At 39.9% G+C, this 13,101-nt stretch carries 8 protein-coding genes; 7 read left to right on the top strand and 1 reads right to left on the bottom strand.

Going from position 1 to position 13,101, the window contains the following annotated elements; translation table 11 throughout:
• Window positions 1-9 precede the first annotated feature (9 nt).
• The 7 genes from BV60_RS23885 to BV60_RS0115450 all read left to right on the top strand — a co-directional run bounded on the left by BV60_RS23885 (window position 10) and on the right by BV60_RS0115450 (window position 10,201).
• A complete protein-coding gene (locus tag BV60_RS23885; RefSeq protein WP_242840990.1) occupies window positions 10-1,572 on the top strand; it encodes a WecB/TagA/CpsF family glycosyltransferase in 1,563 nt (520 codons plus the stop codon).
• Between the two features lie 303 nt (window positions 1,573-1,875).
• Window positions 1,876-2,436, top strand: coding sequence for a hypothetical protein (locus BV60_RS0115475; protein WP_029323171.1), 561 nt, complete (start codon window positions 1,876-1,878; stop codon window positions 2,434-2,436).
• A 70-nt stretch (window positions 2,437-2,506) separates the two neighbouring features.
• Window positions 2,507-4,954, top strand: coding sequence for an ABC transporter substrate-binding protein (locus tag BV60_RS0115470; RefSeq protein ID WP_051656786.1), 2,448 nt, complete (start codon window positions 2,507-2,509; stop codon window positions 4,952-4,954).
• 246 nt (window positions 4,955-5,200) lie between these two features.
• Entirely contained in the window at window positions 5,201-6,187 is a 987-nt protein-coding gene (locus BV60_RS0115465) for an ABC transporter permease (RefSeq protein WP_029323167.1), read from the top strand.
• Between the two features lie 18 nt (window positions 6,188-6,205).
• Window positions 6,206-7,885 (top strand): ABC transporter permease, encoded by a 1,680-nt coding sequence (locus BV60_RS23880; RefSeq protein WP_029323165.1) that lies wholly within the window; start codon window positions 6,206-6,208, stop codon window positions 7,883-7,885.
• A gap of 178 nt (window positions 7,886-8,063) precedes the next feature.
• Window positions 8,064-9,227, top strand: coding sequence for an ABC transporter ATP-binding protein (locus tag BV60_RS0115455; RefSeq protein WP_029323164.1), 1,164 nt, complete (start codon window positions 8,064-8,066; stop codon window positions 9,225-9,227).
• The gene (locus tag BV60_RS0115450; protein ID WP_051656785.1) at window positions 9,227-10,201 is read left to right on the top strand and encodes an ABC transporter ATP-binding protein; all 975 of its coding nucleotides are present in this window, start codon (window positions 9,227-9,229) and stop codon (window positions 10,199-10,201) included. The genes BV60_RS0115455 and BV60_RS0115450 overlap by 1 nt, the downstream gene beginning before the upstream one ends.
• A gap of 185 nt (window positions 10,202-10,386) precedes the next feature.
• Here the strand turns inward: BV60_RS0115450 and BV60_RS0115445 are convergent, their stop codons facing one another.
• Entirely contained in the window at window positions 10,387-13,098 is a 2,712-nt protein-coding gene (locus BV60_RS0115445) for an ABC transporter permease (protein ID WP_029323161.1), read from the bottom strand.
• Between the last annotated feature and the right edge of the window lie 3 nt (window positions 13,099-13,101).

The following is a 13,101-nucleotide window of genomic DNA, read 5'->3' as shown; positions in this document are numbered from 1 at the left end:
TCATTTGATATGAGCTTTTCACGCTCACAGAGAAGAAAAAGAATATTGTTGATTGTGGATGCGGCTGCGCTGTGTCTTGCATATGCCGCAATGATCACGATCAGGTTTAACTGGTATTGGAAAAAAGAGTGGATGATTCCGCTGTACACCATGATTTTTTTCATGGAAATCCTTTTTGCCACGCTTGTAAATGTATACCTTGGAAGAAGGTTTGATTACAGGCCTATTGAATATCTTGATCCGCTCGAAATATTCAGCGGAGTCTTCAAGAACCAGGTAGCGCTGTTTTTGTTTTTACTTGTTGTGCTTATGGTATCTCAGAATACTTACTATGTATCAAGGCTTGCCATGGGATATCTGGTTGTTCTTAATTTTGTGTTTGTATTTTCTTTCAGACTGATATACAGGGCAATACTTATTAAGAACGGCAATCCTGAGGTTCACAGAAGAAAAATAGCAGGACTTGCATTTAAAAATGAAATTGAATCGGTAAAAGCTCATCTCGGAAAAGATCTCAGTCTTGAATTTGAACTGGACAATGTTTATTCTCTCGATGAAGCGTATTATCCGGAAAATACAAGAGATATTGATGATTATGAAGCAGCAATTAACCGTGACCAGCTTGTTCAAAAGGTTAAAGAATCAGGATGCAGTGACATTTTTGTATGTATTCCCGATAAGCTTGATATAGCAGACTTCGTGCGTAATGATATTGTAAGAAGATTTGGAAACGAAGGTATTAATACATACTTTGGAATATCCCTTGACGGACTATGGGTAACTAACCATCTTATCAGAGGGATAGGATACTATCAGGCTGCTTATTACTCCGCAATGTCTAAAAGATGCAAAGTCCTTGGCGTTAATTTTGCAGTATCCAATGTAGAAAATGCGGTTCTGTATGTTAGAAGCCATATACATGATTTCTTTGGTAAGTATATATGCTTTTGTAATGTTCATACCACTGTGGAAGCCAGTGAAAATCCTGAATATATGCATATTCAAAACTCATCGGCACTCACTTTTCCAGATGGACAGCCTATTGTAAACAGAATTCAGAAATCAGGATATGTTAAAGCGGAGAGAATTGCCGGACCGGATTTTATGGATGCTATGTTTAAATCCACAATGGATGGTAAACTTTCGCATTACTTTTATGGGTCTTCGGAAGAAACCATCGAGCTTCTTAAGGAAAAACTTCCTGAGAAATATCCCGGCATAGTAATTAAGGGATTCTATTCACCGCCTTTCAGAGAATTAACACCTGAGGAGGATAATGATATAATAGAGATGCTTAATGCATCGGGTGCAGACCTTATCTGGATAGGGCTTGGTGCTCCAAAGCAGGAAAAATGGATGGCTGCTCATGAAGGAAAATTGCATGGAGTGATGCTTGGCGTTGGAGCAGGATTTAATTTTTACGCCGGAAATATAAAAAGAGCACCGCTATGGATCAGAAAAATTGGAATGGAATGGCTGTACAGACTGTTTCAGGATCCGAAACGTCTTCTCAAGAGATACTTTGTATCAAATGCAAAGTTTATTTGGAAGGTATTTGTTTTGAGGAAATAGACAGCATGGGTGTTTGCAAAGTTTCCGCACCGACACTTTAAACTGACAAAGTGTCCGCGGCACAAAGACAAAAGTTCGCCGACGCTTGACTTATTTTAACAATTTGATATAATTTAATCTCGACATTGTAATAATACATATTAATATGTAATACTTACATTAAGAACAACGGCGTTCCTACTTGCAGAGTGTAAGTTCGGGGACGCTTATTTTGTAACATAGGACAGAATGGTAAATGTGAACGTTTGATTTATGTTCCTATACTATTAATTATAGAAGTTAGAAATATAGGATTTTGGGGTAATGAGTATTCTGCATAATCCATATAAGGGAGATTTCAATCATACTCCTGAGATGGATAAAAAAGGGAGGTTTCGCGACAGATTCTTCTATACAGGGGATATCTATGTGCTTCCTTATGACGAAAAAGAGAAGAAAAAAACATACCTGCCGTGTGTTCTTTACGGAGTGGGAATACTTGTGGCCTTGTTTGCGCAGGGGTTGGTAAATCAATCCTCTTCACGTACTATTTGGGTAGTGCTCCCATATTTCTTTCAGTATCTTCCGGCTTTGTTTTATCTGATCGGGGTTGTTGAATATACAGGTTCCACTTGTAGGATGACAAGGCCGCAGTATGACAAGGGCATCGGAAGAATGAGATTTTGCGCAATATCTGTGATTGTGCTTGCTGTAATCAGTACTGTTTGCGAGATTATTTATCTCGTGCTGCGAAAAGGACAGTATGATTTATCAGGAGAGATTGTTTATTTGCTTTTGCACATTCCGACTATTTTTCTTGCTTTATGGTTTAGCAGATATTATAACAGGCATTTTTCGGGAATAACTGTTGAATCAGGCAAATGATGTTGGTGACAACCACCTAGGTGGATGCACATATATTATTATGGGGGCCACCCCCAGAATGGAGGGCAATATGAAAAAGTTAGGCAAATTTCTGGCATTAGGACTTGCCGGAACAATGGTTGTTTCAGCTGTTGGCTGTGGCGGCGATGCTAACACAGGCGCAGACAATAGCACAACCGAATCTGCAGATACAGCAGAGTCTACTGCAGATGCTTCTACTGAGGAAGCTGCTGATGCTACAGAGGCAGAATCCACAGAGGAAGCTGAAGAAGCTACTGAGAGCACAGGAAGCGGAGCTCCGCTCGTAATCGGAGAGTCTGAATTCTCTGAGAAGTTCAGTCCTTTCTTCGCAAACACAGCTTACGATATCAACGTTGAGCAGATGACTTCAATTCCGTTACTTAAGGTTGATCGTATGGGTGAGATCATCATGAATGGTATCGAGGGCGAGACCAAAGAGTATGACGGCAATAGCTATGAGTACAAGGGACCCGCTAACTGTGAGATTACCGAGAACGAAGACGGCACAGTTGATTATGCATTCGAGATGCGTGATGACATCACATTCTCTGATGGTGAGCCTGTTACAATCGATGACGTTATTTTCACAATGTATGTACTTGCAGATCCTTCTTATGATGGAAGCTCATCCTTCAATGCACTTCCTATCACAGGTATGGAAGCATACAGAAGCGGTTCAGATACACTCTTCAACCTCCTTGTAAAGGCTGGTGAGGATAACACAGACTTCACATATTTTACAGAAGAACAGCAGAAGCAGTTCTGGGAGACAGATTTCCCTAAAGCTAAGGAACAGTTCATCAACGATATCGCAGATTACTGCTCAGCTAATGGCGCTGTTTCTGATGATGAAGATGTCGCTAAGGATCCTATTGCAAACGCAATGGCTAACTGGGGATATGGTAAAGCAGAAGGTGGCGTTCTTACAGCTCCTTCAGGTGCTACATTTGATGTAAAGGGTGGCCAGGCCCCTACAGTTGATGATTTCTGGAATGAAATCATGGCTGCTTATGAAAACGACGTTATGACAGCTACAGATAAGGAAAAGGCTGGCGACGGCATCCTTGATATGCTTTCAGACGATTATAAGAACTCTGTTGAGACAGGTGAGTCTGCACCTTCTATCACAGGTATTGAGAAGACAGGTGACAACTCAATGGTTGTTCACATGGACAAGCTTGATGCAACAGCTATCTACAGCCTTTGCTTAGAGATTGCTCCTCTTCACTACTATGGTGATAAATCTCTCTATGATTATGACAACAATACTTTCGGATTCACAAAGGGTGACCTTTCAGCTGTAAGATCTAAGACAACTCAGCCTCTTGGCGCTGGCCCTTATGTATTTGATAAGTATGAGAACAAGATTGTTTACTTTAAGGCAAACGAGAACTACTATCTTGGCGCTCCTATCATTAAGGACGTTCAGATGAAGGTTACTCAGCAGTCTGATGCTGAGCCTGCTATCGTTCAGGGTACAATTGATGTTGCTGAGCCTTCAGCTAACAAGTCTACTCTTGAGCAGATTGCCGGAGACAACTCAAACGGCGAGCTTACAGGTGACAAGATTGCTACATCACTTGTAGACAACAACGGTTATGGTTATATCGGAATGAACTCTGAGAACGTTAAGGTTGGTTCAGATCCCGGAAGCGATGAGTCTAAGGCTCTTCGTAAGGCTATTGCAACTGTTCTTGCTGTACACAGAGACGTAGTTGTTGATTCTTACTACGGCGATGCAGCTAACGTTATCAACTATCCTATTTCAAACACATCTTGGGCAGCACCTCAGGCATCTGATCCTGATTACAAGGTTGCTTTCTCAACAGATGTTGATGGAAATCCTATTTATACAGACGGCATGAGCGAAGATGAGAAATATGATGCAGCTCTTCAGGCAGCTCTTGGATTCTTCGAGAAAGCCGGATACACAGTTTCTGATGGTAAGCTTACAGCAGCTCCTGAAGGTGCTAAGCTTTCATACGAGGCAATGATCCCTGCAGATGGTAAGGGTGATCACCCTTCATTCGGTATCCTTACAGCAGCTAAGGAAGACCTTGCAAAGATTGGCTTCGACCTTATTATCAATGACCTTTCAGATTCTTCTGTTCTTTGGACAGCAACTGAAGGTGGCACAGCTGAAATCTGGTGTGCAGCTTGGGGTTCATCAATCGATCCCGATATGTATCAGATCTATCACTCAGAAGGTGGTTCTGCTTACATGTACAGAATTAACCAGAAGGAACTTGATGACCTTGTAGTTGAAGGAAGATCTACTACAGATCAGGCAGTACGTAAGGCTATCTATAAGGAAGCTCTTGACTATATTGTTGATTATGCTGTAGAAATCCCGATCTATCAGAGACAGCAGTGTTCTATCTATTCAGTAGATCGTGTCAATACAGATTCTGAGATGCTTCAGGATCAGACAACATTCTTCCACTTCTTCGCAAGCACAAGTGCTCACGATGGAATTGAGAAGCTTATGACTAAGTAATTCGTATTTAACAATATAAGTACGTATGACTTTGTCCGTGGGGGTAAGACGCTCCCACGGACAAGTTATGTATTTTTTTAGACAGATATAGAGCGGGGATGACAATGCGTTTTCTTCCGCAATTAATCCATTAATATAGAAAGAAATATTTCGCTATGCGAAATTTTATATAGATAACATTAGTCCCCTGGTAATATATGATTATTCAGGTAGAAGATATTTATTTTAGAAGGAGTATAGACAACAATGAAGAAATTCATACTAAAGCGTCTGCTCATATCGGTAGTATTATTGTTTTTCGTATCAATGATCATTTATACAATCATGAGATGTATGCCTACATCATACGTTGAACAGCAGGCGATGGCTTTATCAACAAAGCCCGGCGCAAAAAGTTACTCAGAGTGGGTAGAACAGTTAAACGCTCAGTACGGTCTGGACACGGGGGTAATCCAGGGCTACTTTAAATGGGCATCAAAAGCAATAAAGCTTGATTTTGGTGATTCCTGGTATTGGAATCAGCCGGTTTTACAGAAATTCAGCAGTGTTATCTGGTATTCATTTGCACTTGGCCTTGTTACATTTATTTTGGAAATAATAATCGCAATACCTGCAGGTGTAGCTGCTGCAAGAAGGCAGTATTCTGCAACAGACTATGCAGTTACGGTTATCGCACTTATCGGAATTTCGCTTCCGAGCTTTTTCTTTGCGACGATTTTGAAGTATATACTTTCAGTTAAACTTGGATGGCTTGACCTTTATGGCATTGTAGGAAGAATGCATGAGAGTTATTCACAGACAGGTAAAATTCTTGATATGGCGCGTCATATGATCATGCCTGTTATAACACTCACAGTTGTAAGCGTTGGTTCACTTATGCGTTACACAAGAACAAACATGCTTGAAGTTTTAAATGCTGATTATATCAGAACAGCAAGGGCGAAGGGACTTTCTGAGAATAAGGTAGTTAATTATCATGCTTTCAGAAACACACTTATCCCGATTGTAACTCTTCTTGGTGGATCACTTCCGGGACTCTTTAGTGGTGCTATGATCACAGAGACATTGTTCCAGATTCCCGGTATCGGTTATACATCATATCAGTGCGTAGTACAGGGTGATATCCCGTTTGTTATGTTCTACATGGTATTTATGGCAGTGCTTATTCTTTTGGGTAACCTTATCGCAGATATTCTCTATGCGGTAGTTGATCCCAGAGTTAGAGTAAACTAAGGAAAGGAGGCGGATGTAATGTCAGAAGATAATAAGAACGTAGTAAAAAAAGAAGAAATGCATCTTGATGATGCAAACAGAGTCCGTGTCCTCTCTCCGGGAATGATGGTCCTCAAGAGATTCCTTAGAAACAGACTCGCTATAGTTGGAATGGTAATTATTGTTGCAATGTTCCTGTTTGCGTTTGTTGGTGGAGCGCTTTATCCTTATTCAGAGAGTAAGGTGTTCTACAAGACAGAGCAGGTTATGAAAGAATTTGCAGGTGCTACTGAAATTGATCAGTTCCAGTTCCAGACAGCTGATGGAGTAAAACTTCCTTCAGATATCAATTCAAAGGCACTTATAGCAGTTTCAAAAAAGAAATATGTTTTCCAGACCAGAGACGGACAGATGATGGGAATGTCACCTGCTGCAGAAGATTCAGATGTTTTCCTTATATATTCACTTGAGCCCGCACAGGTATTTCTTAAGGGCAACAAGGAATTTGATGCTGCGGTAGAAGCAGGAAGAGCTGATTTCGAGCAGGATGGAAAAATCTATATGTTTGATGGCGAGGATTTCAAGGCTGATGTATATGAAGCTACCGAACTCGCGGTTGCAAGTAAGAGATCCTTTACAGGATATAGCAAGGATACCAAGTTCTCATATGAGTTCTATAGAAATGCTCTTGTTGCTGTTGCTACAAAGGCTACTTCGTTTGATGCGGATGGTGTAAGCTATTCTTTAAATGAGGAAGGTCTTGTTGAATCAAACGGTGAAGGCTATGCTGTTGTTTCTAACATGAACTTTAATGCAATTGATCCCGGTACTTTCCTTGATCCTGCATATAAGGCTGCTGCTCTTGAAGCTTTCGATGCACAGGGCAATTCAGGTTCCTTTGAATATGCAGATGCGGATGGTAATAATATAGAGTATAGATTTGAGAAAAAGACCGGACAGTACACAATCAAAAAGTTCCAGGAGACAAGACTTATCGATATTTATGCTGCTCCTTCAAAGGCACACCCTGTAGGAACGGATGCTAACGGAATGGACCTTCTTGCCCGTCTTATGTATGGTGGCAGAATCTCACTTCTTATAGGCTTTGTCGTAGTGTTTATCGAGGTATTCATCGGTATGATCATCGGTGGTGTTGCAGGTTTCTTTGGCGGTTGGGTAGATAACCTCCTTATGAGACTTGTTGACGTGGTTTATTGTATTCCCGCTATGCCTTTATACCTTATACTTGGTTCAATCATGGATTATTATCAGGCCAGCCCCAGAGCACGTATTTATCTTCTTTGCGTGGTTATGGCGGTTATCGGATGGGTTGGAATTGCACGTATTGTAAGAGGTCAGATCCTTTCACTTCGTGAGCAGGAGTTCATGGTAGCTGCTGAAGCACTGGGTATCAGCACATACCGCAGAATTTTCAAGCACCTTATTCCAAACGTAATTCCTCAGCTTATCGTATTTGCAAGTATGGGACTTGGTGAGGTTATCCTTTCTGAGGCTTCACTTTCATTCCTTGGTCTGGGTATCAAGTATCCTGCTGCTTCATGGGGAAGTATCATAAATGCGGTTAATGATTCATACGTTATGACTAATTACCTCTTTGTATGGCTTCCTGCAGGAACATTTATCCTTCTTACAGTTCTTGCATTTAACTTTATTGGTGACGGACTGAGAGATGCATTCGATCCAAAGATGAAAAGATAATACTGACAAGCGACACTGCGACCCACATGCTTGCATGTGCGGGCGTAGTGGCATTTGTCAGATAAGAAATCATGAGGAAGTAGAGCGAAAGCTCGGATTCCGAATGATTTCGAGTCTTGCGAGAGTACGAAGTAGGAAGCAAGACGTATTATCTTATATGTATATATAGGAGAGTAAAATGGCAAAAAATTCAAATTACATCTCGGCTAAAGAGTCAAGAAGGATTTCACGTGAGAACCGTAAGATCACATCCGAGATTGAGAAAAAAAGAAATAGAAAGCATATTCCTGAGAGTGAATATGTTACAAAGATGAAGAATCCTGATAACTGCGTCGAATTTGACAATGTTCATACATATTTCTTCACAGATATAGGTACGGTTAAGGCTGTTGACGGTGTATCCTTTGAAGTGCCACAGGGTAAGACTGTAGGTATCGTTGGTGAGTCAGGCTGTGGTAAATCGGTTACCAGTCTTTCACTCATGCAGCTGGTACAGAGACCTTCAGGACAGACTGTGGAAGGTGAAATTCGTTTTAACGATGGTGACAGGACAATAAATGTAGTCAATGCACCTGCATCAGCAATGCAGAAGCTTCGTGGAAATAAGATGTCAATGATTTTCCAGGAGCCTATGACATCTCTTAATCCTGTATTCAGAATAGGTGCTCAGGTTGATGAGGTTATAGCTCTTCACAATCCTGAGATGTCACCTGAGCAGGTTAAGGCCAGAACCATTGAGATGCTCCAGATGGTTGGTATTGCTAATAAAGAGGGTGTTTATCAGATGTACCCTCATGAGCTTTCAGGTGGTATGCGTCAGCGTATCATGATAGCTATGGCGCTTGCCTGTGATCCTAAGCTTATTATTGCGGATGAGCCTACAACAGCACTTGATGTTACTATTCAGGCTCAGATTTTGGACCTTCTCAGAAACCTTAAGGATAAAATCAATTCGTCAATCATGCTTATCACACATGACCTTGGCGTAGTTGCTGAGATGGCTGACTATGTGGTGGTTATGTATGCAGGTCGTGTTATTGAAAAAGGTACTGCAAGAGAGATATTCAAGGATCCCAGACATCCCTATACGATTGGTCTTATGAAATCTAAGCCCGTTGTAGGTAAGTATGTTGAAAAACTTTACAATATCCCCGGAAATGTACCGAACCCTATTGATATGCCTGATTACTGCTATTTTAAGGATAGATGTGATATGTGTGTAGAGAAATGTTCCGGAAAATATCCCGGAGTATACAAGGTTTCTCCCACTCATGAAGTAAGCTGTTACAGATGCGAAGATATGGCTAATAATTCAAAGACTGAAGAAGGAGGTGCAAAGTAATGAGTGATAATATACTTGAAGTAAAGCACCTCAAGAAATATTTCCCTATTAAGGGTGGTTTCTTCGGTGGCGTTACAGGAAATGTTAAAGCTGTTGATGATGTTACATTCTCAATTCCGCGCGGAACAACAATGGGACTTGTAGGTGAGTCAGGCTGCGGTAAGTCAACAACTGGTAGAACTATATTAAGGCTTCTTGAGAAGACAGAGGGCGATATCTTATTTAATGGTGAAGATATCAGCAAATATGATAAAAAGAAGCTTCGTGAGCTCCGTACAAAGATGCAGATCATTTTCCAGGATCCGTATTCATCTCTTTCACCTCGTCTTCCTATCGGCGAGATTATTGGTGAGGCTGTTCGTGAACATGGTCTTGTTCCAAAGGCTGAATTTGATGATTATATTACAGAGATTATGAAGGAATGCGGTCTTCAGCCATATCACAAAGATCGTTATCCTCATGAATTCTCAGGTGGACAAAGACAGCGTATATGTATCGCAAGAGCACTTGCTGTTAAGCCTGAGTTTGTAGTATGTGATGAGCCTGTATCAGCGCTTGACGTTTCAATTCAGGCACAGATCATCAATCTGCTTAAGGAATTACAGGAGAAAAATAATCTTACTTATCTGTTTATCTCACACGACCTTTCTGTCGTTGAGCATATTTCAGATGCTGTAGGTGTTATGTATCTTGGTAATCTGGTTGAGACAGGTAAGACAGAGGATATTTTCGCTAATCCGCTTCATCCTTATACAAAGGCTCTTTTCAGTGCTATTCCTATGCCTGATCCGGATATCAAGAAGGAGAGAGTTCTTCTGGAGGGTGATATACCGTCACCTGCTAATCCGCCTAAGGGATGTAAGTTCCATACGAGATGTCCTCATTGTATGGATTGCTGCAAGGAGCAGGATCCTATGCCCAAGGATATGGGTAACGGACATGTAGTAAGATGTCATCTTTACAACGACAAATAAGAAATAAAGATAAAAGCCATCAATGTTGTCACATGCATTGATGGTTTTTTTAATTGGAGAGGAAATTGCTCCACATTCCTATGAAATAAAAAACGCTCCGCTATGGATGCGACTGGTGTGCAAATGTATATGCACGCTAAAGCTTGCGTGCACCAGCGCGCAAAGAGTTGCAAAGCAACTCTTTATTAAATATCCTTCAGACTGAGATTTTTAACTTTACTCATAGCTATAGCATAGATTGCTCCTGTAAAAAGAACCGTTATTAAAACAGAAATGAAGCATGAGGGCATACTTGGCTCTTTTACAAACATTATATGTACCTGTTCCATAGTGTGTAAAACATAAAATGTGATATTACAGCCTAAATAAATACCAAGAATTATTCCGGTAGCTGTTGTAAATATTACCTCTCGTATGGCATAAATTATGGTTTCTTTGACGGTATAACCATTTATTCTCATGACTGTAAGCTCAGTTTTTTTGGAAACAATATACATATTTGCAAGGCCAAGTATGACAAAAAGAGCCATTACAGCAGAGATAATAATGAGTAATCCAACAATGAGATTTAGAACAATAACTACGCTTTGAAGTGACGCAACCTGTTCAGTAGCAGGTTCATATACTTCAAAACCGGAAATGTCGGATAGGGATTGAATAAGTGATTCCTCTTTGCTTTTATCATTCATGGTAATGAAAAAAGTATTGTCGTTATAATGTGTATCTACAATTTTTTCATAGTATTTTTTTGTACATACAACGTATCTCCCGATGTAATTTTGAATAATGCCGCTTATTATAGCAGAGTGTTTATATCCCATACCGTCCAGTATATAAATATCATCACCGGGACTTAAGTTATAGATTTCTGCAAGTTTGGTGGTAATGATAATTCCGTCTTCAGGCTTCATATTTTTTTGAGTATTATCTTCTGACAGAATATTTTTACCTGTGTGCCAGTCTAATAAGGGATGATAGTAGGAAAGTGCAGCAAGGTCATCGGAAATCAGAAATTCCATGTATTCAATAGTATCATCCATTTGAACACTTCCCTGTTTGTCCAGAAATAGTAGGAATTTGACATTATAATCAACAAGTAAAGCGGAAATATTTTTTGCTACATCGTCAGAAACAGAAGTGTTGATTGATATTTTTGCATCATATCCTGTATAATCACTGATCTGTCTGTCAAGCGCCCCGCCTATTGAGGACCTTATTGAGAAACCAATAACAGTGAGAGCACAGCAGCCGGCAACGCTAAGAACAGTAACGATAACTCTTACAAAATCGGAACGTATATTGAGGATAATAATTCGGCTGAATAATGGCAATTTCTTTAAAAAGAAAGACTTTTCCAAAGCTTTCATATGCCCTTTGGGGATTTTTGGTGAAAGCAGTTTTTTAGCGGTTTCTTTTAAAAGAGAACTGCATGAAAAGTATATAGATGCAAGTGCGACCAGGGAAGCTATCACTATAGTGGCAATAGTCGGAGTAAGCTCAATTACAAAAGGAAACTGACCAAAGATGAAGTGATCACCAAATCCAAGTGCTATGACCCATTCCAGAATAAATACAGAAAAAATGATTCCCATAATTATTCCTATTAGAGCGGCAGAAAAACCGAAAATGAAATATTTTGAAAAAATCTCATTTTCATGCATGCCAAGTGCTTTAGAAATGCCAATAATAGAGCGCTGTTCATAAACCATTCTTGAAAGAGATACAAATATTACCATAATGGATATAACAATAAACAGCGATGAAAAGGAAAGGTTAAGATTCCTTAAATTTTCAATATTGTTCTTAAGATAAACAAAAGAGGGATTGGAATTTCTGTTGAATACGTACCATAGAGCTTCACCCTGTGCGAGTGTTTTGTTATAACTTTCTTTTGTATCATCGACTCTTTTAATTGCATGATCATATTCTATGAGTGCTTCGTCATAATCGGTTATCTGTTCCTCTGCAGTTTTATAAGTTACGGGATCTTTACTTATGATCACAGAGAGCATGTTACCCAAATCCGCCATAGTTTCACCGGTTTTACTTTTTAGTGACGGAATCATTCTGGATGCAAGTTCAAGCTCATCTGATGCATCAGATAATTCTTTTTCACTGTCCAGGAGACTATCACTCATAAACTTAGTGTAAGCTTCATAGCGTGAAGCGTTTAATTGTTTGCCGAGTTCTTCAATAATATCTACATAATGATCTGCAACCTCAAAATATTTATCGTCAAAGGTTGAGGCAATGCCTGATTTGTCAAAAGTGATATCTGCATAGCTGTAGCAGTAATCAAGCTTTGAAAGATCAAAAGCTGATGGAAGAATATGTAAGCAATAAGATTCATTAAGGTCTGTGCTTATGTGATCAGAATGAAGGAAAATACCGGTAATATGAAAACTATTCAGATATAACTCAGGTATGTCTTCTCCGTAGCTATCCTTTAGTGTTAGTGTGTCTCCTATATTTAGGGAGAGTTTGTCTGAAAGAGTCTTTTCTATGATACATTCATCCGGTTTTGAAGGTAATCGGCCTGATTTAATAATCGGAACACCTATTGTTTCCGGGAGTGAGCTCACGGTAATGGATTCAGTGCGATCATCAAGCTTTAGTTTGGCAAATGTTCTAAGGCGCCCCTCAACATGAGTAATGCCCTCTAGTTCGGATATTTCAGATAAATCGGATTCGGATAAAAGACAATTGGAGGAAACTTGTATATCCCTGAAGTTGGTAGAATTATACAGAGATTCACCGGTCTGTTTTAGACCATAGGCAGAGTAAGTAAGCCCCAGATAAGCTGCGGTAGCAAATGAAGCGATTACAATAATGGACAGCCAGGACACAAGCTGTTTTTTTATATTTCTGAGGGAATCAGTTACCTGTATCTTTTTCATAAG

Source organism: Butyrivibrio sp. AE3004, assembly GCF_000703165.1.
Taxonomy (GTDB): domain Bacteria; phylum Bacillota; class Clostridia; order Lachnospirales; family Lachnospiraceae; genus Butyrivibrio.
The sequence above is the reverse complement of the archived record's forward strand: the minus strand, read 5'-3'. Positions and strand labels throughout refer to the sequence as shown.